Here is a 21,562-nt window from a genome sequence, read left to right on the forward strand (position 1 = left end):
CGGGCCGGCCGGGGTTTCGGTCACTGACCGGGCTGCGGGCTCGGCTGGGGGCCGGGCTGCGCGCCGGGTTCGTAGGTGACCGGAAGTCCGGCGGGGGCGGTTCCGGTGGGAGCGATCTGGAGGGTTTTGAGGGCGAACTCCATGACCTTCTTGTAGATGGGACCGCAGATCTGACCACCGAAGTAACTGCCCTTGGTGGGGTTCTGGATGGCGCAGTAGACGGTGATGCGGGGGTTGTCCGCGGGTGCGAAGCCGGCGAAGGAAGCGGTGTAGCCCTTGTAGCGGCCGGTGGCCGGATCCACCCGGTTGGAGGTGCCCGTCTTGCCGCCGACCCGGTAGCCGGGGATCCGCGCCTTGGTGCCGGTGCCCTCCTGGTCGTCGACCACCGATTCCAGCATGGCCGCGAGGGTCTTGGCGGTCTCCTTGCTGACCACCTGGGTCTTCGCGGGCGCCGGGGCCGGGGTGAAGCGGCCGTCGGGGCCCTTCGTGCCGCGGACCAGGGTCGGGGCGATGCGGACCCCGCCGTTGGCGATGGTCGAGTACACGGAGGCCGCCTGCATGGCGTTGAGGGACAGGCCCTGGCCGAAGGGGATCGTGTACTGCTGTGAAGTGGACCAGTTCTCGGGCTTGGCGAGGATGCCCCGGGACTCGCCGGGGTAACCCAGGCCGGTGGGCCGGCCGATGCCGAACTTGTCCAGGTACGAGTGCAGGACCTTGTTGGACTCGGGCTGCGTCGGGCCGAGCTGGCCGGTGGCCAGGATGGTGCCGATGTTGGAGGACTTGGCCAGGACCCCGTTGAGGGTCAGGTACCAGGTCGGGTGGTCGATGTCGTCCTTGAAGAGCCGGTCGCCGCGGTGCAGCCGGTTGGGGACCTCGACGTGGGTGTCGGGGCCGGCCTTCTTCTCCTCCAGGACGGCCGCCATCGACATCACCTTGGCGGTGGAGCCGGGCTCGTACACGTCCTGCAGTGCGGCGTTGCCCATGGCGGCGGAGCTGGCCTTGGAGAGGTCGTTGGGGTCGAAGCCCGGGGCGTTGGCCATGGCGAGGACCTCGCCGGTGGTCGTGTCCTGGACGATGACGTACCCGCGGTCGGCCTCCGACTTGGCGACCTGCTCGGTGATGGCGCTCTGCGCGGCCCACTGGATGTCGCGGTCGATGGTCAGCTCGATGTCCTCGCCGGGCACGGCGGGCTTCTCGCTGGACCCGGCGGTCGGCACGCGCCGGCCGCCCGACTGGGCGTAGGTGAGCGTGCCGTCCTTGCCGGACAGCTTCTTGTCGAGGGAGGACTCCAGGCCGCCGCCGCCCTTGCCCTCGGCGTTGACGTAACCCAGTATCCCGGCGGCGAGGTCGCCGTTCGGGTACACGCGCTTGCTGCTGTTCTCGTTGAACACGCCGGCCAGGACGTTGGCGCCGGGGCCGTTGTTCTTCTTGTCGGCGACCGCCTTCTCGGCGAAGACCTTCTTGAGGTCCTTGATCTGGTTCCAGACCTGGGGGGTCTGGCGGCGGGCGAGGACGACGTAGCGGGTGTTCTTCGTCTTCAGGCGTGCGGTGAGCTCCTTGGCGTCCTTGCCGAGGATCGGCGCGAGGAGCGCTGCCGCCTGCTCGGGGGCGTCGGGGGCCTTGCTCTCCTGCACGGTGAACATGTGCGGGTCCGCGGTGATGTCGTACGCGTCCACGCTGGTGGCGAGCGCGACGCCCTTGCGGTCGGTGATCTCTCCGCGCTCGGCGGCCAGGGTGTAGCTGGCGAAGCGGTTCTCGGAGGCCTTGGCGGAGTACGCGGACGCGTCGACGGCCTGCACCTGGAGCAGCCGTACGACGAACACCAGCATCACCATCGTCAGACCGACGCTGACCAGCCGCAGCCGGGGCTTGGGGGCGCCGAGCCGGATCGTGTGCGGTTTCCTCGCGGGGGCGGGCCTACGGGTGGCGGGCCTGGCGGCCGGCCGGGCCCCGGCCCGCGCCCGCTCCCCGGCTCGCGCCCGCTCGCCGCCCGGCCGTGGCCGCCCGGGCCCGGGCACCCGCCGCCGCGGCGGCTCCTGCGGGCTCATGCGGCGGCCTCCGGGAGGCGCTGGATCCGGGGGAACTCGGCCCCTCCGGCGTGCGAGGAGCGGGGGTCCGTGGGCCGGCCGGCGAAGGGGGTCCGGGCAGCGCCCGGGGAACGGTGGAAGGGCGGGTAGGGGACCAGCCCCGCAGGGGTACGCGTCACTACGTCACCGTCCAGGGGTCTGCGAGGGCTGGGGGGCTCCGCCCGGGGGTGCGGCGGAGGGGGCCGGCGCGGCGGCGCCCGAGGGCGCGGCCTCCGGGGAGCCGGCCGGGCTGGGCAGGGCCCCGGCCGGGGTGGCCGGGAGTGGGGCGGACGCCCCCGGGGCGGGCGAGCCGGCCACGGCGGACGGCGGCGGCGCCGGAGGGGACGGGGGCGGCGGCTCGGCGGCGGGCGAGGCGGCCCCGGCGACCTTGCCGTCGGGCCCGATGAACACCGGGCTGCCACCGGGGACGAGCCCCAGCTCGTGCGCCCGCCGCTGCAGCGCGTCGGGCGCCGAGTAGCCGTCCACGTCCCGCTGCAGCGCCTGCTCCTCGTCGGTGAGCGTGGTGGTCTCCCGCTTCAGCTTGCTCAGCTGGAAGGAGCCCTGGTTCAGCGCGGAGTTCAGCAGCAGCAGGCTGATCAGCCCGCCGCCGAGCAGCGCCACGACCAGCAGGACGAACGGGGTCCGCGCCGCCTGTCCGGCGACCGGTCCCCCCAGCACCCGCCCCAGGCGTTTCACAGCCGCGCCTCCCGGATGCGCTCCACCCCGCGGCAGCGGGCCGGCGCAGCACGCCGGTTCTCGGCGATCTCCTCCTCGGTCGGCAGCTCCGCACCTCGCGTCAGCAGCTTCAGCTTCGGCTGGTACTTCTCCGGTACGACCGGCAGCCCGGGCGGGGCCGTCGAGGCCGCGCCGGCCGCGAAGACCTGCTTGACGAGGCGGTCCTCCAGCGACTGGTACGACAGCACCACGATCCGGCCGCCGACCGCGATCCGGTCCACGGCGGCGGGGATGGCCCGCTCCAGTCCGGACAGTTCGCCGTTGACCTCGATGCGCAGGGCCTGGAAGGTGCGCTTGGCCGGGTTGCCGCCGGTCCGCTTCGCCGCCTGCGGCAGGGAGTCGCGGATCAGTTCGACGAGGCGCGCACTGTTGGTGAAGGGGTCCTTGTCCCGCTCGCGCACGACCGCGGACACGATCCGCTTGGCCTGCTTCTCCTCGCCGTACTGGCGCAGGATGCGGACCAGCTCGCCGGGCGCGTAGGTGTTGAGGACCTCGGCCGCGCTGATGCCCGTCGTCTGGTCCATCCGCATGTCGAGCGGGGCGTCCTGCGCGTAGGCGAAGCCGCGGTCGGCCTCGTCCAGCTGCATGGAGGAGACGCCGAGGTCGAAGAGGATGCCCTGCACGGTGGGGATGCGCAGGCCGTCGAGCACGTCGGCCAGGTCGGCGTAGATGGCGTGGACGAGGGTGACCCGGTCCCCGAAGGGCGCGAGGCGCTCTCCGGAAAGGCGCAGGGCTTCCTTGTCGCGGTCCAGGCCGATCAGGTGGGCCTCGGGGAACCGGGTGAGCAGGGCCTCGCTGTGCCCGCCGAGCCCGAGGGTGCAGTCGACGACGACGGCCCCGGGCCTCTCCAGTGCCGGGGCCAACAGGTCCAGGCACCGCTGGAGCATCACCGGGACGTGTCGGGACTCGCTAGTCAAAGCGCCCTCTCAGATAACGGCGCGGCAGGCATACGCCGCGCCGCGCACGCGGAGTCTTACCAAAGGGCCGGGCGGCCGGTCAGGGCCGGGCTCCGGCCGGTTCGCGTCACTTTAGTGCAACGGTCGCCGCGGTCAACGAACCGCCCCGCGCGCCGTGCGCCCCGCTGTGACCGAAGCGGCAAAAGCCGTGAATCACCCGGACGGCCCGGTGCGACTCACCCCTGTGGGTTAGCTCACAACAGGATCGAGTGACCTTCTTTGTCCACCCTCACTCGATGCCCGCACGCCCTGTGACCACTACCGTCGACACCATGACGACTTCCGCATCCCTGCCCGCCGAGTCCGCCCACCTGCCCCGCGAGGGTTCCCCGACCACCGACCGGCTCGTGGAGCTGAACCGCGCCTACGCCGCGAAGTTCAGCGACCCCGGCATGGACGCCCGCCCGGTCCTCCAGGTGGCCGTCGTGGCCTGCATGGACGCCCGCCTCGACCTTCACGCCGCCCTCGGCCTGGAGTTGGGCGACTGTCACACGATCCGCAACGCCGGCGGGGTCGTCACCGACGACACCATCCGCTCCCTCACCATCAGCCAGCGGGCGCTCGGCACCCGCACGGTGATACTCATCCACCACACCGGCTGCGGCCTCGAAAGCCTGACCGAGGACTTCCGGCACGAGCTGGAGGACGAGGTCGGCCAGCGCCCCGCCTGGGCCGTCGAGGCCTTCCGTGACGTGGACCAGGACGTCCGCCAGTCCATGCAGCGGGTCCGCACGAACCCCTTCCTGCCCCACAAGGACGATGTGCGAGGCTTCGTCTTCGACGTGCACACCGGGCTCCTGCGGGAGATCGATCCCACCTCTTGAGTGACACCAGGGCCAAGGGCCGTCAAGAATGCGGGGAGACGTCACCCGGAAGTACGTTTCCGGGCCGGTGACCGCGTTCCGACGTTTTTGATTGCTCGCGGTTTCTGAGGTGTTTCGGGGTGGGCCGGTCATGCGCCATGGGGCGCCGGCCCTGGGAAAGGGTCGAGGAGAACCAGGTGACCACGTATGACGACCGAGCGAGCCTCGCGGATCTGACCAGCACGGCGCAGCAGGTGCGGGAATCGATCGAGAGCGTGATCGAGGGAAAGCCGGAAGTGGTCCGCCTCGCGCTGACCGTCCTGCTCGCCGAGGGGCACCTGCTGATCGAGGACGTCCCCGGCGTCGGCAAGACGATGCTGGCCAAGGCCCTCGCCAAGTCCATCGACTGTTCGGTGCAGCGCATCCAGTTCACCCCTGACCTGCTCCCCTCGGACATCACCGGCGTGAGCATCTACGACCAGCAGCGCCGGGAGTTCGAGTTCAAGCCGGGCGCGATCTTCGCGCAGATCGTCATCGGCGACGAGATCAACCGCGCCTCCCCCAAGACCCAGTCCGCGCTGCTGGAGTCGATGGAGGAGCGCCAGGTCACCATCGACGGCACCACCTACGCGCTGCCGAGCCCCTTCATGGTGGTCGCCACCCAGAACCCGGTGGAGATGGAGGGCACCTACCCGCTCCCCGAGGCCCAGCGCGACCGTTTCATGGCCCGGGTCTCGGTGGGCTACCCCAGCCCCGAGGCCGAACTGCAGATGCTCGACGTGCACGGCGGACTCTCCCCGCTCGACGACCTGACGGCCGTCGCGCACGCCCACGACATCGGCAAGCTCATCGAAGCCGTCCGCGAGGTGTACGTGGCCGAGCCCGTACGCCGCTACGTCGTCGACCTGGTCTCCGCCACCCGCAGCCACCCTGACCTGCGCCTGGGCGCCTCGCCCCGCGCCACCCTGCACCTGCTGCGGGCCGTGAAGGCCTCCGCCGCACTGGCCGGCCGCGACTACGTACTGCCCGACGACGTGCAGGCCCTGGCCGGACCGGTGCTCGCGCACCGGCTGCTGCCCACCGCGCAGGCCCAGCTGAGCCGGCGCACCGCCGAACAGGTCGTCGCCGACATCGTCCAGCGCACCCCCGTACCGGCCGCGCAGTCCCGCGGCGAGATCCCGCCCGGCGCCGGCGTCCGGGGCTTCTGATGAGCGCCGGCGCCCCGCACGGCGCGGGCGCCCGGGGCCCGGAGCCCACCGGGACCGGCGCCGGGCTGCGCGCGTCGCTGTCCGGGCTGACCACCCGCGGCCGGTCCTTCCTGGCCGCCGGGATCGCCGCCGGGCTGTGCGCCTACGTCCTCGGCCAGTCCGAGCTGCTCCGGGTCGGACTGCTGCTGGCCGTGCTGCCCCTGCTCTGCGTCCTGGCCCTGCACCGCACCCGCCACCGGGTCTCCGGCACCCGCCGGCTGACCCCGATGCGGGTGCCCGCCGGCTCCGAGGCCCGGGTGCAGCTGCGGCTCGACAACACCTCCCGGATGCCGACCGGACTGCTGATGCTCCAGGACCGGGTGCCCTACGTGCTCGGGCCGCGGCCCCGCTTCGTCCTGGACCGGGTGGAGCCGGGCGGCCGCCGCGAGGTGTCCTACCGGGTCCGCTCCGACCTGCGCGGCCGCTACCCGCTGGGCCCGCTCCAGCTGCGGCTCACCGACCCCTTCGGGCTGGTCGAGCTGACCCGCTCCTTCTCCGCCTACGACACCCTCACCGTCATCCCGCGCACCGAGGCCCTGCCCCTGGTGCGCTTCACCGGCGAGTCCTCCGGCTACGGCGACGGCAGCCGCCGCTCGCTGGCCCTGGCGGGCGAGGACGACGTGATCCCGCGCGGCTACCGGCGCGGCGACGACCTGCGCCGCGTGCACTGGCGCTCCACCGCCCGCTACGGCGAGCTGATGGTGCGCCGCGAGGAGCAGCCGCAGCGCAGCCGCGCCACCGTACTGCTGGACACCCGGCGCCTCGCCTACGAGGGCGCCGGCCCCGACTCCGCCTTCGAATGGGCCGTCTCGGCCGCCGCGTCGACCCTGGTGCACCTGCTGGAGCAGGGCTTCTCCGTGCGGCTGCTGACCGACACCGGGGACTGCGTGCCCCGCGAGGGCGGCGGCTTCACCTCCGGCGGGCAGGAGTCCGCGGAGGCGGCGGGGCTGATGATGGACACCCTCGCCGTGGTCGGCCACTCCGACGGCGCGGGCCTCTCGCGGGCCTGCGACGCGGTACGCAGCAACGGCGCCGGCAGCGGCTTCGGCGGAGCGGGCGGGGACGGGCTCCTCATCGCCTTCTTCGGAGACCTGGACTCCGTACAGACGGGACTCGCGGCCAGGATGTGCCGGCGCGGCGGCGGCGCCGTGGCGTTCGTACTGGACTCCGCGGACTGGTCCGGCCGGCCTCAGGGGCTGGCCTCGGTCATGTCAGCGATGTCGGAGGGAGTGCCTACGCTGGATGAGCGCCTGGCCGGACTGCGCGACGCGGGCTGGACGGCACTGGCCGCCCCGCCCGGGGTGGCCTTCGGGGAACTGTGGCGGCAGGCGGGGAACGCGCCGATCGGTGCGGCGGGCGGTTCGGGCTCGGCGGGGGGCTGGGGATGAGCGGACGGGCGAGACTGACGGTCTTCGCGGCCCTGGCGACGCTGTTCACCGCCTGGTCGCTGAACCCGCTGGTGGAATCGGGCAGCTGGTTCCCGCAGGCCGCGCTGCTGCTGGCGCTGCAGAGCGCGGTGGGCGCGGGGGCCCGGCGGGTACCACTGGCCCGGACCCTGACCGTGGCGGCGCAGGTCCTCGTGTCGCTGGTGGCGCTGATGCTGCTGTTCGGCGGGAAGATGCAGTCCGCCGAGGGCGACGGGCTGCTGGACTACCTCGTCACGGACTTCGGCGCGCTGTTCCGCCAAGGCGTGCAGGACGTGAACGAGTTCGCGATGCCGGCCCCGCTCACGGACGGGATCCGGCTGCTGCTGGTGTCCGGGGTGCTGCTGATCGGGCTGCTGGTGGACCTGCTGGCGGTGACCGTACGGACGGCCGCCGCGGCCGGGCTCCCGCTGCTCGCGCTGTACTCGGTGGCGGCGGGCCTGTCGGGCGCGGCCGCCGGCTCCGGCGGCGCATCCTGGATCTCCTTCGTGCTGGCAGGCTGCGGCTACCTCCTCCTCCTGCTCGCCGAAGGCCGCGACCGGCTCGCACAGTGGGGCCGGGTCTTCGGCGCGGCCCCGCGCGGGAAGGTGGCGGCCGGATTCTCCGGCGGCGGACAGGCGCTCGCCCCGGTCCGCACCGGGCGCCGCATCGGCGCGGTCGCGCTGGGACTGGCGCTGGCGGTGCCGGCGGTGCTGCCCTCGCTGGGCAGCGGACTCCTGGGTACGGGCGGCGGCGCGGGCGAGGGCGAGGGCAACGGCCTCGGCCCCTCGATCCAGGCGGTCAACCCGCTGGTCTCCCTGCAGAGCAGCCTCAACACCCAGGACAACCGGGTGGTCCTGCGGTACCGCACGGACAGCCCGCAGCTCAGCGAGCAGTACCTGCGGATCCTGGCACTGGACGAGTTCAACGGCATCAAGTGGGAGGCCTCGGGGCGCGCCCTGACGGACGTCCCCAAGCGGATGCCGAACCCGCCCGGGGTGAGCGACAGCGTGCTGACCGGCGCGACCGAGGTGCAGACCTTCATCTCCTCGGCGCAGACGTACGCGCAGCGCTACCTGCCGATGCCGTATCCGGCGACGGGCGTGGAGATCAGCGGGAAGTGGCGGTTCGAGCCGGCCGGGCGCACCCTCGTCGGGGACCAGCTGGGCAAGGACAAGTTCCAGAACGCCCAGGGCGTGCAGTACACGGTGCGGAGCCTGCTGCTGAACCCGACGGCGGAACAGCTGCGCAGCGCACCGGCGGCGAATCCGGAGATCGCGGCCGAGTACACGAAGGTGCCGGACAACCTGCCGGCGGTCGTCGTGCAGACGGCCCGCGAGGTGACCCGCGGCACGAAGGACGACTACTCGGCGGCGGTCAAGCTCCAGGACTACTTCGCGGTGAACGGCGGCTTCCGCTACGACACGAAGGTCTCCTCGGGTACGGGCTCGCAGGCCATCGCCAAGTTCCTCGCCGACAAGGAGGGCTTCTGCGTCCACTTCGCCTTCTCGATGGCGTCGATGGCGCGCACGCTCGGCATCCCGGCGCGGGTCGCGGTCGGGTTCACGCCCGGGGTCAAGCAGTCCGACGGCACCGTCGACGTCTCGATGAAGGACGCGCACGCCTGGCCCGAGCTGTACTTCGAGGGCGTGGGCTGGACCCGCTTCGAGCCGACGCCCCGGTCGGGCATCACGGTGCCGGACTACAGCCGGCCCGCCACCCCGCAGACGCAGCCGAGTGCCCCGGTGACGGCCCCGTCCGCGAGTGCGGCGCAGCCTTCGGCCGGGCCCTCGACGGCCGACGACTGCCCCCCGGACCAGAAGAAGCTGGGCGAGTGCGGTCCCGCCGCGGCGCAGCGGAACACGGGCGCGGGTGACGGCGGCCCCTCGGCGGCCACGGTCCTGGGCTGGACCGCCGCGGGCATCCTGCTGCTGGCCCTGCCGCTCCTCCCGTTCCTGTGGCGCGGGCGGCTGCGGGCGCGGCGGCTCGGATCGCGGCAGGTCCTGGCCGCCTGGCGGGAGCTGGGCGACGCGGCGTGGGACGTCGGGATCGTCCCGGACGAGGCGCTGTCCCCGCGGGGGGCGGCGGACCGGGTGGTGTCCCTGGGCCGGCTGGATCCGGCGGCGGCCGATGCCGTACGGCGGGTCGCGGGCGCGGTGGAGCGGGCGCTGTACGCGCCGCCGGATGCGGAGCCCCCCTACGGGGAGCTGGCACCGGACGTCCTGCTGGGCCGCGCCGGGCTGCTCGCCGGCGTGTCCCGCGGGGCGCGGCTGCGCGCGCTGCTCTTCCCCCGCTCGGCGGCGCGGCTCGGCTGGGCCGCCTCGACCCGCTGGTCGGCGGTGACCGGCCGCGCGGCTGCCGCCACGGCCCGTCTCCGCACCCGGATCCCCCTCCGCGGCCGCGGCTGACGGCGGAGCCGGGACTCCGGCCGCCCTGCGGGGCTGTCCCCTACCCGCCCTTCGCCCGTTCCCCGGGCTCCGCCCGGACCCGGGCCGCGTTGCGGCATGTCCAGCCCCGCCGGCGTTTGAGGCGCGGGGTCTGGGGCGGAGCCCCAGGGGGTCCGGGGCACAGCCCCGGGGAACGGGCGAAGGGCGGGTAGGGGAACTCCGCGCAGCGCAGCGGCAACGGTCGCAGCCGGGCACGGGCTTCGCTCCCGGAACGGGAACATGACGGAGGCCGGGGCTCGATCCCCCCGAGCCCCGGCCTCTGCCGCGTTCCCACCCCTGTCGGTCAAAGAGACCCGATCCGCACCTGCCGCCCCGTGCCGGCGGTGCGAGCCGGGTCCCTGTCCGTTGCCCCCAGTCTGGCGTGCCGGCATGCCGCACCCCATCCGCGCAGGTACTCATTTCCGCGTCTAGGTACGGATACTCACCCGCCCCACCAGTTCTACGCGGCCCCGCCGCCCCTGCGGCACCGCCGATCGGGGGTCACCCGTCAGGGAACCGGCTGTGAACCGGCCGGGAACCGTCAGCGGTTCCCGCTCACCCGGCCCCGCAGCAACAGCGACAGCGCCGAGTGCACGTCGTCCAGCGACCGCTCGCTCTGGAACGACTGCCAGTCGAGCGCCGCCACCAGCACCATCCCCACCAGCGCCGCGGCCGTCAGCGGTACGTCGATCTCCGCGCTGAGCTCACCCCGTTCCACGCCTTCCCGGAGCACCGTCTCCACGACGGCGACGGCCTCCCGCCGGACGACCATCAGGGTGGACTGCCAGGTCCGGTTGGTGCGCCACAGCTCGGCGACGTAGAGCTGGGTGAAGGCGGGGTACCGGTCGATGAAGACCAGTCCGGCCCGGATCATCTCGTCGAGCGCCTCGACCCGGGTCCCGCCCCTGGCCTCGGTCGATTCCGCCGCCGTCCGCAGCGACTCGGTCAGGAGTCCGACCCCGTGCCGCAGCAGCTCCTCGAAGAGGTCGTTCTTGCTGGCGAAGTTGTAGTAGACGGTCCCCTTCGCCACGCCCGCCCGCTCGGCGATCTCCTCGACCGTGGTCGCGGAGAAGCCCTGCTCCGCGATGAGGGTGACGGCTGCTTCGTAGAGCTTCTGCCGTGTGGCCTGGCGGCGGCCGCCGCCCGGGACCGTACCGGTGCTGCTGCTTTCCATGGCGCTGATTCTCACAGGTCGACCTGTCTCTCCGGGCTACAGGCTCAGTTCCGGGCGGAGCCGGTCCATCGTCCACACCTGCTTGCCGCGGGCGGCGAGGGCGGTCAGTGCGAGGGCGCCCACCGTGAAGGCGGTGAGGACCGCGCAGCCCTGCCAGACCGGGGCCAGGTCGCCGCCGGTGATGAGCCGGCGCAGGCTCTCGACCACGTACGACATCGGCAGGTAGGGGTGGAGGGCGTTGAAGAAGCCGGGGCTGGTCTGGACGGGGTAGGTGCCGCCCGCCGAGGTGAGCTGGAGCATCAGGACGGCCAGCACCAGGATCCGCCCGGCGGCGCCGAACTTGGCGTTGAGCCACTGGACGATCGCGGCGAAGCAGCCGGTGACCAGCATCAGGAAGCCGACGGTGAGCGCCGGCCGGGCCATCTGCAGGCCGAGTCCCCAGTGCAGTACGGACATCAGTGCGCCCACCTGCGCGGCGCCGATCCCGGCCACGGGCAGCCAGCCCGCGAGGGCGATCCGCCAGGGCGAGGCTCCTGTGGCGAGCGCGCGCCGGTTCAGCGGTGCGATCAGCATGTAGGCGACCATCGCGCCGACCCAGAGGGAGAGCGGGATGAAGTACGGGGCGAAGCCGGTGCCGTAGTTGGGCGCCTTGTGCAGGGACTGGTTGGCGAGCCGGACCGGGTCGGCCATGACCTCGGTGCGGGCGTCGCGCTGCTGCTGGTCGTAGGCCGGGATCTTCGCCGCGCCGTCGTGCAGGCCGCCGGCGAGTTCGCCGTTGCCGTCGACGAGCTTGACGAGGCCGCCGTCCAGGTCGTGCGCGCCGACGCCGAGCTTGCCGACGCCCACGCCGAGCGCGCTGGAGCCCTCGGTGGCGGAGCCGATGCCGGTGTGCAGCTTGGCCATGCCGTCGGAGACCTTGTGGGCGCCGTCGTTGAGGGCGTTGACCTGGGTGACCGCCGCTTCGAGGTCCGCGGAGAGGCCAGGGGCCTTCTTCACGAGGAGGCGTGCTTCGCGTTCCAGGTCGCCGAGCTGCTTGTGGAGGGTGGCGAGGTCCCCCTTCGAGTTCCCCAGCAGGGTGTCCACGTCGCCGGCGAGCTCGGCTGCTTCGGCGGCGTCGTCCTTGAGCCGCTTGAGCTGCGGGCAGGTGTCCGGGACCGGCTTCGCACCGGTGGTGCAGGTCTTCGCGTAGACGTCGGCGGCGCCGGTGGAGACGCGCTGGGTGACGGTGGCGGCGGCCGGGGCCGCCTTGGCGAAGGCTTCGAGGTGGTTGTCGACGACCTTGGCGGTGTCGGCGACGAGTTCGGCGGTGTCCGCGAGGCTCTTGGGGTCCTTGAGGATGGGGCGGGCCTTGTCGGCAACGCCGCCGACCTTGTCGGCGAGCGTCTGGGTGCCGGCCGCGATGTCCTTGGTGCCCGTCTCCAGCTGGGCGGCGGCCCCGTTCAGCTTCTTGAGCCCCCCGGTGATCTCGCCGTTCTTCTGCTTCGCCGTGTCCAGGCCGTCGGCGAGGTCCTTGGCTCCCTTCTGGGCCTTGCCCGCCCCGTCGGTGAGCTTGTCGGCTCCGTCGGCGGCCTCGGCGGTCTTGCCGTGGAGGTCGGAGAAGTTGACGAAGATCTTGTCGAGGAATCCACGGGAGGCGTTGGTCGACGCCGCCGAGCGGACCTCGGAGAAGACGGTGCGGGAGATCGAGCCGACGATGTAGTTGTTCGCGTCGTTGGTGCGGACCTGGAGGGCTCCGGTGGCGGGGTCCTCGCCGGAGCTGGAGGCGATCTTCGCGCTGAAGTCGGCGGGCATGGTGAGGGAGAGGTAGTAGGTGCCGTTCTCCAGCCCCTTGGCCGCCTCTTCGGCGCTCACCTCGCGCCAGTCGAAGGTCTTGCTGTCGTGCAGCTTGCGGGTGATCTCGCCGCCGGCGTCGATCTGCTTCCCGTCGACGGTGGCGCCCCGGTCGGAGTTGACGAGGGCGACGGGCACCTTGTCGAGGCGGCTGTAGGGGTCCCAGAAGGACCACAGGTACAGGGCTCCGTAGAGCAGCGGCAGCAGGAGCAGCGCGACGAGGGCGGCTCGTGGCAGCTTCCCCCGCCCGAACCGCTTCAGCTCAAGCGCGGCGAGCTTCGGCGAGCGCATCGTCGTCCCCCTTCGTGTCGTGCGAGTCGTGCGTGTCGTGCGAGTCATGGGCGGCGGCCTGGACGCCCCAGGTGATCTTGGTGTCCATGGGCCGGGGCACCGCGGTGGATCCGGCGGCCGCGTCCGCGGCGGGTTCCGCCGCCGGGCCGGTGCGCAGGACCGTCGCGTCGGACGGGGCCTCGCTGCACACCGCGAGGACGGTGGTCCCGCGGGCGGCGAGGGAGCGCAACAGGTCCCAGGCTTCGGCCCGCTCGGCGTCCGAGAGCTTGAGGTCCAGGTCGTCCAGGGCCAGCAGGCGCGGCGCCCCGAGCAGCGCGATGGCCACCGACAGCCGTACGGATTCCAGTCGTTCCAGGTCCCGCACGGAGGTGTGCGGTCCCTTCGGCAGGGTGGCCACGTCGAGTCCGGCGGCCTCCAGGGCGTCCTCTATCCGGGCCGCGGTGGAGGCGCGCCGCTCGCCGCGCGGGCGGAGCAGGGCGCGCACGGGGCCGTCGTAGCGGCGCTGGAGCAGGGCGCCCTCGCGCAGTTGCTCGGCGACGGTGAGGGCCTGGTCGAGGTCGTTGACCCCGGACACCGGGCCGAGGGCGGCGATGCGGCGGACCGCGGCCATCTTCTTCGGCAGCCGGTGGCGGCCGATCTCGGCGTGGCCCTCGGTGGGCTTCATCCGGCCGGTGAGGGCGAGGAGCAGGCAGGTCCGCCCGCTGCCGGAGGGGCCTTCGACCGCGATGAGCGAGCCGGGCGCCGCGTCGATGCCGATCCCCCGGAACACCCAGCCGCGCGGGCCCTTGACTCCGAAGTCCTCGGCCTTGACGGCCGCGCCGTGCGGGCTGTCCACCTCGTCCCCCTCCTTTTGAACTGACCGGTCAGTTCAAAAACTAGCATCCCCGGCGGCATCCGCTGTGCACCGGGCGGCAGTTGCCCGGGCGCGACCTCGCACATCGGGACGAAACCGCAGGTCAGCGCGATTGTCAGTGGGGGGCGTCACGATAGGGACACGCAAGAACGCTCGATGATCCGTGCTCGATCCGTGCTCGATCCGTAGGAGCTACACCAGGCAGCGCCCTGCGCATGCAACGACAGGAGGTTCGTCATGGCCACACCGTCCCCGTCCCCTGTCCACCCCGTCCCCCGGAAGTCGGCGGCACCGCCCGCCGCCCTCGATCTGCTCGCCAAGGCCCACGAGGGCCTGGCCGAAGCCGCCCGGCTGACCCGGCCCAACGAGCGGTACGCCACCGCCCATCTCGCCGCACTGCGCACCGCCGCGGCCGTGCTCGCCGTGCGCGGGCGGCCCGAACCGGTGCACCCCCGGCGCAGGCCGCGGATCCGCAGCGCGTGGGAGGTGCTCCCGGAGATAGCGCCCGAACTGACCGAGTGGAGCGCGCTCTTCGCCTCCGGTGCGGCCCGCCGGGCCCGGGCGGAGGCCGGCATAGCGGGAGCGGCCACCGGCCGGGACGCGGACGATCTGGTGCGTGCCGTCGCGATGTTCGTGCGTCTGGTGGAGCGGATGCTCTCGCTCCACCCACAGGCGCCGGCCGGCCCCGCGCAAGGCCTGCCGCTGCCGCGGACGGAGCGTCCGGACGTGGGATGACCTGCCCGGCAGCCGGAGGCAATAGGGTGGGCAGCGACCGCTCACCCAACGTGCCGAGGAGCCATCAGCCGTGTCGGACACTTCCCGCCCCCGCGCCTCCCTCCGCACCGCCGTGGTGTGGGAGGTGCTCAAGGAGGCGCTCGACCGCCGGGTGAAGGCGACCGGGCGGGACGTACTGGACGTGCTCGACACGGGCGGCGGTACGGGCAAGTTCGCCGTGCCGGTGGCCCACCTCGGCCACCGGGTCACCGTGGTCGACCCGAGCCCCAACGCGCTGTTCGGACTGGAGCGCCGGGTCGCCGAGGCCGGCGTGGCCGATCTGGTCCGCGGGGTGCAGGGCGACGCCCAGGGGCTGCTCGAGGTCGTCGACCGCGACTCCTACGACGTGGTGATCTGCCACGGCGTGCTGGAGTACGTGGACGACCCGGCCGAGGGCGTGGCCAACGCCGTGGCCGCCCTGCGCCCCGGCGGCACCCTCAGCCTGCTCGGCGCCGGCCTCGGCGGGGCCGTCCTGGCCCGCGCCCTGGCCGGGCACTTCACGGAGGCCCGTACGGCCCTGACCGACCCGGCCGGTCGCTGGGGCGCGGGCGATCCGGTACCGCGGCGCTTCACCGCCGAGCAGCTCTCCGAGCTGGCCTCCGAGGCGGGCCTGGCCGTGGGCGCGGTGCACGGAGTGCGGATCTTCGCCGACCTCGTCCCCGGCGTGCTGGTCGACACCGAGCCGGGTGCCGTCGAGGCGCTGATGCGCCTGGAAGAGGCCGCCGCGGAGCTCCCGGCGTTCCACGCGGTCGCCACGCAGCTGCACATCCTCGGCGAGAAGCCCGCCTGATCTGCGGAGCTTCGAGGAACGCGGTGCGCCACTCACCCTCCGAACCGGGGTCGTGACCCGTATGATCGGGGTCAGCGACCGGCATGCCGAGCGGACCTCTGGGGAATAACGCCCTCAGCGAGCCGTTCAAGACGGCGCTGAGCATTCCCCGAGATGGAACAAGCAGTACTTTTTACGGGCAGTGTTTTTTTAGAACGTGGCGTAGAGGGCGGGTGTCACGGGGGCGATTCCCCGCCTATCCTGAAGGGGACCCCTGGTCGCTACCCCCCGCGACCGACGGATGAGGAGGACTCCCGTGCCGCTCTCGGAGCACGAGCAGCGAATGCTCGAGCAGATGGAGCGAGCGCTGTACGCCGAAGATCCCAAATTCGCTACAGCGCTTGAGGGAAGCGGACTGCGCACGTACACCCGGCGACGGGTCTACCAGGCAGTCGCAGGCATTGTGGTGGGTATCGCGCTCCTCATGACCGGTGTGATCGTGCCGAACGTACTGTGGATCAGCGTGGTGGGATTCCTCGTCATGCTGGGCTGTACGGTGCTCGTGGTCACCGGTTGGCGCAAGGCACCCAAGCCTGGTGAGCAACCCGCCTCCGGTAGTGCAGGCGGTTCGCCCCAAGGGCAGAACCGGCAGCGTCGGTCGATGATGACCCGGATCGAGGAACGGTGGCAGCGCCGCCGTGACGAACAGGGGCAGTAGCCCCACCGACAGACTCGGGTGAGGGGACGGCCGCCGGAAGGCGGCCGTCCCCTCACTGCTGTCCGCTCCGCACTCACTGATTCCGCGCCGGATCACGGCTTCTGGGACATGATGATCAGATGAGTGTGCTCCCCCTGGTCTTCACCAGCGGCTGGGCCAGTGGGATCAACGCTTACGCCGTGGTCCTCCTGCTCGGCATCTTCGGCAGGGCCGGCCTGACCGACGAGGTCCCCGCCTCCCTGCAGCGCACCGACGTGCTGATCGTGGCCGGCGTCCTCTTCCTGTGCGAGGCGGTCGCCGACAAGATCCCGTACGTGGACTCCCTCTGGGACACCGTCCACACCGTGATCCGACCGGTGTCCGGAGCGGTGGTCGGCGCACTGCTGGCCGGGCAGAGCGGCTCGCTCTCCGACATCGCCGCCGGCGCGGTCGGCGGCTCCACCGCCCTGGCCAGCCATTTCGTCAAAGCCGGCACACGCATGGCGATCAACACCTCCCCGGAACCCTTCAGCAACGTCGCCATGAGCACCGCCGAGGACCTCGGCGTCGGCGGGATCGTCACCTTCGCGATGTTCCATCCCGAGGCCGCCGCGATCATCTGCGCCGTCCTGCTGATCATCGGCCTCGCCCTGCTGATCTACCTCTGGACCAGGATCCGCCGCTTCCTGCGCCGCCGCGCCCAGCGCCGCGAGGAGAAGAGACTCGCCGCCGAGGTGGCGCGGGTCGCTCGATAGGCTCAGCCGCATGGCACGAATTGCGGTGATCGGCGCCGGGATGGGCGCGATGGCTACGGCGGCACGGCTGGCCGTCGCCGGGCATCAGGTGACGGTGTACGAGCGCGGGGAGACCTACGGCGGAGCCGTCGGCCGGTACGCCCGCGACGGCTTCGTCTTCGACACCGGTCCCGGCCTGGTGCACCTGCCCGCCGTCTACCGCGATCTGTTCGTCAAGACCGGCAAGCGCCCCCTGGAGGAGTGCGCGGAACTGGTCCAGATCGACCCCGCCGTCCGGTACGTGCTCCCGGACGGCCGTACGGTCACCTTCCCGGGCGGCTCGCACGGCGGCGCGGCCGCCGCCGTCGACGCGGCCTTCGGGCCCGGCTCCGGGGATCGCTGGAGCGCGGTCCTGGGCCGTGCCCGGGACGCCTGGGACGCCACCCGCCGGCCGCTCCTGGAGGAGCCGCTGAAGCAGGACCGGTCGGCCCTGGGCCGCGATCCGTACCCGGCCCTGCGCGGGAGCGGGCTGCTGCGCCGCCGGCCTCCGACCCTGGCCGAGGTCGCCGCCCGCGAGCTCGGCGGCGGCGGCTTCGACGAGCTGCTCACCGCGCGCGTACGGGCGTACGGGGTCGATCCGGCGACCGCACCCGCCTCGGCGACGGTGCTCCCCTACATGGAGCAGACCTTCGGCAGCTGGTACGTGCGCGGCGGGATCCGGGAACTGGCCACCGCCGTGTACGAGCGGTGCCTGGAGCGGAAGGTCGCCTTCGAGTTCGGCGCGGCCGTACGGGAGGTGCTCGTACGGGACGGCCGGGCGGCCGGGCTGCGCCTGGCCGACGGCACCGAGGCGACGGCCGACCACGTGGTCTGCGCGGCCGACCCTCAGCTCGTGAAGATGCCGCCCGCCTTCGACTCCGCGCCCGTCGGTACGGAGCCCGCCCGCTGGTACACCCTCTTCGCCGCCCTGCGCGGGGCCCGGGACACCGACGCCGCGCACCGGACGCTGCTGGGCCCGGTGACCGTGCTGCGCCCCGACGACCCGGCCACCCGCCCGGACGCCGGGCACGAGGCGGTCACCGTACACGCCGTGGTGACCGGGGGCCCGGCGCCCGCTCCGACGGCCGAAGACCTGCTGACGGCGGCCGCACGGGCCGTCCCCGGGCTGCGGGAGCGGCTGCTGTGGCACGAGCTGCGCACCCCGGCCGAGGTCCGCGCGGACACGGGCTCGGTGGACGGCCGGGTGCCCGCGCCCTCGCTGGCCGGTGCCGGCGGACGGCTGCTGCACCCCGCGAACACCACCGGCGTGCCCGGGCTGTACCTGGCCGGCGGCTGGGCGCACCCGGGCGGCGGTCTGGCGCACGCCGGGATGACGGGCGCCCTGGTGTCCGGGCTGATCGTGGAGGGCGCGGACTTCCGCGGCTCCCGCTAGGGCGCCGCGGCGCCCCGGCGGGCTAGTAGCGGTACTGCTCGTACTCGCCCGTGCCCTGGTACGGATACGGGTACGGCTGCTGCTGCGGCTCCTCCGCCGGGTAGGGCTGGTTCGCGTCGCGCTGCTGCGGGACCCAGACCCCGCCGGGCGGGGTGTCCATGGAGTACTGCTCCTGCTGCCCGGCCGCGTACGGGTCCGGGGCGTAGCCGCCGTACGGGGCCTCGTAGGCGTACGGCGGCTGCGGGGCGACCGTTCCGCCGGTGCCGATGTACGGATCCGAGTAGGCGGCGTACACCTGCTGCTCGCCGGGGGCCGGATAGCCGGTGGTGTAGTCGTAGCCGCCCTGGCCCTGCGGGTCGTAGTACGCCGCGTACTGGTGGGCGTCCTGCTCGGCCGGGGCGAAGGGGGCGAACGGGGAGGCGAAGGCACTGGTCTCGCCCGGGGCGCCGTACGGACCGGACGCGTCGGCGGCCGGCTGCGGAGGGTGGAACCCCTGGACCTGCCGGCGCGCGGCCCCCGCGGTGAACGCACCGGCCTCCTCGTCGGAGTCCTCGTCCCCCGCCGGGTCGGGCCCGTACTCCAGGGCCGTCACCTCGAGCGAGGGCTCCGGGCGCGCTCCGGCCCCGCCACGGCGCCGCCGGGCCTGCGGCTCGGGCTCCGGGGCCTTGCCCCGGCGCAGCGACCAGCCCGACACGAAGCCCTTGCGGAAGGAGAGGGTCACCAGTGTCTGGCCGATCGCGAACGCGACGGCACCGGCCCCGATGACGAGCACCGACGGCAGCACGACGCCTGCGACCACGCCGACGAAGCCGGCGAAGGCGAGCAGGCGCCAGCGCAGCCGGGCCTTGTACTGCATCAGGACCTCGGCAAGCAGCCACAGCGCGACGAAACCGAACGCGATGTAGAGGACCGTCATTCCCATGCGGGGCCCCTCTCGGTACGGCCGCCCGCCCGTGGGGAACGGAGCCGGCCGATCAGGCCCGCTGGTGCAGGCCCAAGTTCTCGTAGATCTCGAGAGTCGCCGTGGAATTGTTCAGCGTGATGAAGTGCAGCCCCGGGACACCCTCGGACAGCAGCCGCGCGCAGAACTCCGTGGCGAACTCGATGCCAATGGAGCGTACAGCGGCCGCGTCGTCCTTGACCGCGAGCATGCGCTCTTTCACAGCCGCAGGGAAGACTGCGTTGCTGAGTTGCGGGAGCCGGTCGAGCTGCTTGATGTTCACAACAGGCATGACCTCGGGGATGATCGGGGTCTCGCAGCCCGCCTTCTCGACGCTGTCGCGCAGCCGCAGATAATTCTCCGGATGGAAGAACATCTGGGTGATCGCATAGTCGGCGCCCGCGCGGCACTTGTCCACGAAGTGCCGGATGTCCGTGTCCCAGTCCGTCGAACGCGGGTGCATGTCGGGGAAGGCCGCGACGCCGACGCAGAAGTCGCCGGACTCCTTGACCAGCCGGACCAGGTCGGCGGCGTAGTGCACGCCCTCGGGGTGCGCCACCCACTCGCCCATGGGGTCGCCCGGCGGGTCTCCGCGCAGGACGAGCATGTTCCGGATGCCGGCGTCGGCGAACTGCCCGATCACGTTGCGCAGCTCGGCGATCGAGTGGTCGACGGCGGTCAGGTGCGCGACCGGGGTCAGGGTGGTGTCCGCGGCGATCTGCTCGGTCGCCCGGACGGTCCCGCCGCGGGTGGAGCCGCCGGCCCCGTAGGTGACGGAGACGAAGCTCGGGGCCACCGCCTCGACCCGGCGCAGCGCGTTCCAGAGGTTGCGCTCGCCCTTCTCCGTCTTGGGGGCCCAGAACTCGAAGGAGTACGAGCGCCCGGACGCGATGAGCTCGCGGACCGTGTGTGCGCGGTCCGACCAGGTGGAAGAGGTACCAAGGGCCATACGGGGAGGTTAGACGCGGTCCGGTGTCCATCGAAGCGTTGTCCACGGATTGGACGCGGAAATGAGACGCCGGGTCGGCGCGGATCCGCGCGGAGCGGGCGGCCCGGGCCGCCCGGGGCCCGCTAGCCGAGCCGCGCGCGGACCCGCTTGGCGAGGTCAGCGGCGGCGGCGCCGGGGTCGGAGGCCTCGGTGAGGGCCCGTACGACCACGACGCGGGAGGCGCCGGCGTCCAGTACCTCGTCCAGGTTCCCCGCGTCGATCCCGCCGATGGCGAACCAGGGCCGGTCCTGGGCGAGGGAGGCCGCGTGCCGGACGAGGCCGAGGCCGGGGGCGAACCGGCCGGGCTTGGTGGGCGTGGGCCAGCAGGGGCCGGTGCAGAAGTAGTCCACGCCGGGCTCGGCCGCGGCCGCGTCGACCTCCGCCTCGGAGTGGCAGGAGCGGCCGATCAGGACCCCCTGGCCCAGGATCGCGCGGGCGGCGGGCACCGGGATGTCGCCCTGCCCGAGGTGCAGCACGTCCGAGCCGATGGCGTGCGCGACGTCGGCCCGGTCGTTGACGGCGAGCAGCTTGCCGTGGCGGCGGGCCGCTTCGGCGAAGACCTGGAGGTGCTCCAGCTCCTCGCCCGCCTCCATGCCCTTGTCGCGGAGCTGGACGATGTCGACGCCGCCGGCGAGGACGGCATCCAGGAACTCGGGGAGGTCGCCCTGCCGCTTGCGGGCGTCCGTGCACAGGTAGAGCCGGGCATCGGACAGCTGGGCGGCGATGGCGGACATGGGAACCCCCGGGTGGTGTGTCGTACGTACGTACGCGGTGCGCGGTCCCCGACCGGGTCCGCACACCGCGCTGGCACTTGGGCTTGCTGTGTTGCTCTTGCTGCTCTTGCTGTTGCCGCGTTGAAGTCAGGTCAGATGGCGAGCGCCTGAGCGCGGCGCTTCACCTCCGTGCCGCGATTCTCGCTCAGCGCCTGCACGGGGGTGCCGGGCAGGGTCTCGTCGGCGGTGAAGAGCCACTCCAGGATCTCCGCGTCGGTGAAGCGGTCGTCGCGGAGCACGGTCAGCAGGCCGACCAGGCCCTTGACGATCTTGTCTCCGTCGATGAACGCGGCGGGGACCTGGAGGGAGCGGTTCTCGCCGCGGCGCACCGCGAGCAGCTGCCCCTCCTTGACCAGCTGGCGAACCTTGGTCACTTCGATGTCGAGCATCTCCGCGATGTCGGGGAGGTACAGCCAGGCGGGAACAAGGGCATCGATCTTTGCGTCAATCTCGGTCACGAGCACAAGCCTGCCATCTCGGACTGCCCGCCGGTACCCGAGCGACCCCGTCCGGGGCCCGGGGGCCCCGCCGCACGGGGCCGAAGACGGGCCGAGCGGACCCCGAACGCTGCGGATCCGGGCCAGCCGGTCTCCGACCCCGGGGCGGGAGACCGCGTCCGGGCGCAGCCCGGGGGCGGGTGCGGGGGTAGCCCGGGGACGGGTCCGGGCACA

20 protein-coding genes are annotated in these 21,562 nt (G+C 72.9%); 9 read left to right on the forward strand and 11 right to left on the reverse strand.

Translation table 11 applies throughout. The annotated features are described in order from the left end of the window. Nucleotides 1-20: 20 nt before the first annotated feature. From ACZ60J_RS14300 to rsmH, 4 genes are read right to left on the reverse strand one after another with little or no spacing between them, the layout of a single operon-like run. On the reverse strand, nucleotides 21-2,048 hold the full coding sequence (locus ACZ60J_RS14300) for a peptidoglycan D,D-transpeptidase FtsI family protein (protein ID WP_469681820.1): 2,028 nt from the start codon (nucleotides 2,046-2,048) through the stop codon (nucleotides 21-23). Further along, on the reverse strand, nucleotides 2,045-2,206 hold the full coding sequence (locus tag ACZ60J_RS14305) for a hypothetical protein (protein ID WP_469681822.1): 162 nt from the start codon (nucleotides 2,204-2,206) through the stop codon (nucleotides 2,045-2,047). The genes ACZ60J_RS14300 and ACZ60J_RS14305 overlap by 4 nt, the downstream gene beginning before the upstream one ends. Before the next feature lie 4 nt (nucleotides 2,207-2,210). Further along, a complete protein-coding gene (gene ftsL / locus ACZ60J_RS14310; protein WP_469681824.1) occupies nucleotides 2,211-2,762 on the reverse strand; it encodes a cell division protein FtsL in 552 nt (183 codons plus the stop codon). Then, nucleotides 2,759-3,688, reverse strand: coding sequence for a 16S rRNA (cytosine(1402)-N(4))-methyltransferase RsmH (rsmH, locus tag ACZ60J_RS14315; RefSeq protein WP_375957454.1), 930 nt, complete (start codon nucleotides 3,686-3,688; stop codon nucleotides 2,759-2,761). The genes ftsL and rsmH overlap by 4 nt, the downstream gene beginning before the upstream one ends. A gap of 341 nt (nucleotides 3,689-4,029) precedes the next feature. On the opposite strand from rsmH, the gene ACZ60J_RS14320 reads away from it, so the two are divergent. The 4 genes from ACZ60J_RS14320 (at nucleotide 4,030) to ACZ60J_RS14335 (ending at nucleotide 9,618) form a co-directional block, all read left to right on the forward strand. Next, the gene (locus ACZ60J_RS14320; protein WP_469681825.1) at nucleotides 4,030-4,581 is read left to right on the forward strand and encodes a beta-class carbonic anhydrase; all 552 of its coding nucleotides are present in this window, start codon (nucleotides 4,030-4,032) and stop codon (nucleotides 4,579-4,581) included. Nucleotides 4,582-4,757: 176 nt separating this feature from the next. Next, nucleotides 4,758-5,768, forward strand: a complete 1,011-nt coding sequence (locus ACZ60J_RS14325; protein WP_469681827.1) for an AAA family ATPase — start codon at nucleotides 4,758-4,760, stop codon at nucleotides 5,766-5,768. Continuing rightward, complete coding sequence (locus ACZ60J_RS14330; RefSeq protein WP_469681828.1) at nucleotides 5,768-7,195, forward strand: DUF58 domain-containing protein; 1,428 nt, start codon at nucleotides 5,768-5,770, stop codon at nucleotides 7,193-7,195. Before ACZ60J_RS14325 ends, ACZ60J_RS14330 begins: the two co-directional genes overlap by 1 nt. Beyond that, the gene (locus ACZ60J_RS14335) at nucleotides 7,192-9,618 is read left to right on the forward strand and encodes a transglutaminase TgpA family protein (RefSeq protein WP_469681830.1); all 2,427 of its coding nucleotides are present in this window, start codon (nucleotides 7,192-7,194) and stop codon (nucleotides 9,616-9,618) included. The genes ACZ60J_RS14330 and ACZ60J_RS14335 overlap by 4 nt, the downstream gene beginning before the upstream one ends. A gap of 559 nt (nucleotides 9,619-10,177) precedes the next feature. Here the strand turns inward: ACZ60J_RS14335 and ACZ60J_RS14340 are convergent. From ACZ60J_RS14340 to ACZ60J_RS14350, 3 genes are read right to left on the reverse strand one after another with little or no spacing between them, the layout of a single operon-like run. Then, on the reverse strand, nucleotides 10,178-10,810 hold the full coding sequence (locus ACZ60J_RS14340; RefSeq protein WP_469681832.1) for a TetR/AcrR family transcriptional regulator: 633 nt from the start codon (nucleotides 10,808-10,810) through the stop codon (nucleotides 10,178-10,180). A gap of 36 nt (nucleotides 10,811-10,846) precedes the next feature. Continuing rightward, complete coding sequence (locus ACZ60J_RS14345) at nucleotides 10,847-12,931, reverse strand: YhgE/Pip family protein (protein WP_469681834.1); 2,085 nt, start codon at nucleotides 12,929-12,931, stop codon at nucleotides 10,847-10,849. Next, nucleotides 12,903-13,766 carry an ATP-binding cassette domain-containing protein gene (locus ACZ60J_RS14350; RefSeq protein ID WP_469681836.1) on the reverse strand — a complete coding sequence of 288 codons (864 nt, stop codon included), beginning with the start codon at nucleotides 13,764-13,766 and terminating at the stop codon, nucleotides 12,903-12,905. The genes ACZ60J_RS14345 and ACZ60J_RS14350 overlap by 29 nt, the downstream gene beginning before the upstream one ends. A 255-nt stretch (nucleotides 13,767-14,021) precedes the next feature. Here ACZ60J_RS14350 and ACZ60J_RS14355 point away from each other — a divergent pair, with 255 nt between their 5' ends. From ACZ60J_RS14355 to ACZ60J_RS14375, 5 genes are all read left to right on the forward strand, one after another. After that, a complete protein-coding gene (locus ACZ60J_RS14355; RefSeq protein WP_469681838.1) occupies nucleotides 14,022-14,519 on the forward strand; it encodes an SAV_6107 family HEPN domain-containing protein in 498 nt (165 codons plus the stop codon). Between the two features lie 70 nt (nucleotides 14,520-14,589). Continuing rightward, entirely contained in the window at nucleotides 14,590-15,348 is a 759-nt protein-coding gene (locus ACZ60J_RS14360) for a class I SAM-dependent methyltransferase (RefSeq protein ID WP_469681840.1), read from the forward strand. Nucleotides 15,349-15,643: 295 nt separating this feature from the next. Continuing rightward, nucleotides 15,644-16,045: a DUF3040 domain-containing protein gene (locus ACZ60J_RS14365; protein ID WP_266909422.1), complete on the forward strand. Its 402-nt coding sequence runs from the start codon at nucleotides 15,644-15,646 to the stop codon at nucleotides 16,043-16,045. A gap of 119 nt (nucleotides 16,046-16,164) precedes the next feature. Beyond that, nucleotides 16,165-16,779, forward strand: coding sequence for a DUF4126 domain-containing protein (locus ACZ60J_RS14370; RefSeq protein ID WP_469681842.1), 615 nt, complete (start codon nucleotides 16,165-16,167; stop codon nucleotides 16,777-16,779). 10 nt (nucleotides 16,780-16,789) lie between these two features. Next, nucleotides 16,790-18,190, forward strand: a complete 1,401-nt coding sequence (locus ACZ60J_RS14375) for a phytoene desaturase family protein (protein ID WP_469681844.1) — start codon at nucleotides 16,790-16,792, stop codon at nucleotides 18,188-18,190. Between the two features lie 22 nt (nucleotides 18,191-18,212). On the opposite strand, the gene ACZ60J_RS14380 is transcribed toward ACZ60J_RS14375, so the two are convergent. From ACZ60J_RS14380 to ACZ60J_RS14395, 4 genes are all read right to left on the reverse strand, one after another. Next, on the reverse strand, nucleotides 18,213-19,112 hold the full coding sequence (locus ACZ60J_RS14380) for a hypothetical protein (protein WP_469681846.1): 900 nt from the start codon (nucleotides 19,110-19,112) through the stop codon (nucleotides 18,213-18,215). Nucleotides 19,113-19,164: 52 nt separating this feature from the next. After that, a complete protein-coding gene (metF, locus tag ACZ60J_RS14385) occupies nucleotides 19,165-20,079 on the reverse strand; it encodes a methylenetetrahydrofolate reductase [NAD(P)H] (protein WP_469681847.1) in 915 nt (304 codons plus the stop codon). Nucleotides 20,080-20,201: 122 nt separating this feature from the next. Then, a complete protein-coding gene (thiE, locus tag ACZ60J_RS14390) occupies nucleotides 20,202-20,852 on the reverse strand; it encodes a thiamine phosphate synthase (protein ID WP_469681849.1) in 651 nt (216 codons plus the stop codon). A gap of 131 nt (nucleotides 20,853-20,983) precedes the next feature. Beyond that, nucleotides 20,984-21,349 (reverse strand): Rv2175c family DNA-binding protein, encoded by a 366-nt coding sequence (locus tag ACZ60J_RS14395; RefSeq protein WP_243330105.1) that lies wholly within the window; start codon nucleotides 21,347-21,349, stop codon nucleotides 20,984-20,986. Nucleotides 21,350-21,562: the final 213 nt, after the last annotated feature.

This window comes from Streptomyces sp. NPDC104226, assembly GCF_055584085.1.

Bases quoted from the DNA above. Each gene is read 5' to 3' on its own strand.
- ACZ60J_RS14370 (WP_469681842.1), top strand. From the start codon at position 16,165: ATGAGTGTGCTCCCCCTGGTCTTCACCAGCGGCTGGGCCAGTGGGATC.
- thiE (WP_469681849.1), bottom strand. From the start codon at position 20,852: ATGTCCGCCATCGCCGCCCAGCTGTCCGATGCCCGGCTCTACCTGTGC.
- ACZ60J_RS14355 (WP_469681838.1), top strand. From the start codon at position 14,022: ATGGCCACACCGTCCCCGTCCCCTGTCCACCCCGTCCCCCGGAAGTCG.
- ACZ60J_RS14380 (WP_469681846.1), bottom strand. From the start codon at position 19,112: ATGGGAATGACGGTCCTCTACATCGCGTTCGGTTTCGTCGCGCTGTGG.
- rsmH (WP_375957454.1), bottom strand. From the start codon at position 3,688: ATGCTCCAGCGGTGCCTGGACCTGTTGGCCCCGGCACTGGAGAGGCCC.
- metF (WP_469681847.1), bottom strand. From the start codon at position 20,079: ATGGCCCTTGGTACCTCTTCCACCTGGTCGGACCGCGCACACACGGTC.
- ACZ60J_RS14320 (WP_469681825.1), top strand. From the start codon at position 4,030: ATGACGACTTCCGCATCCCTGCCCGCCGAGTCCGCCCACCTGCCCCGC.
- ACZ60J_RS14300 (WP_469681820.1), bottom strand. From the start codon at position 2,048: ATGAGCCCGCAGGAGCCGCCGCGGCGGCGGGTGCCCGGGCCCGGGCGG.
- ACZ60J_RS14340 (WP_469681832.1), bottom strand. From the start codon at position 10,810: ATGGAAAGCAGCAGCACCGGTACGGTCCCGGGCGGCGGCCGCCGCCAG.
- ACZ60J_RS14345 (WP_469681834.1), bottom strand. From the start codon at position 12,931: ATGCGCTCGCCGAAGCTCGCCGCGCTTGAGCTGAAGCGGTTCGGGCGG.
- ACZ60J_RS14330 (WP_469681828.1), top strand. From the start codon at position 5,768: ATGAGCGCCGGCGCCCCGCACGGCGCGGGCGCCCGGGGCCCGGAGCCC.
- ACZ60J_RS14375 (WP_469681844.1), top strand. From the start codon at position 16,790: ATGGCACGAATTGCGGTGATCGGCGCCGGGATGGGCGCGATGGCTACG.
- ACZ60J_RS14335 (WP_469681830.1), top strand. From the start codon at position 7,192: ATGAGCGGACGGGCGAGACTGACGGTCTTCGCGGCCCTGGCGACGCTG.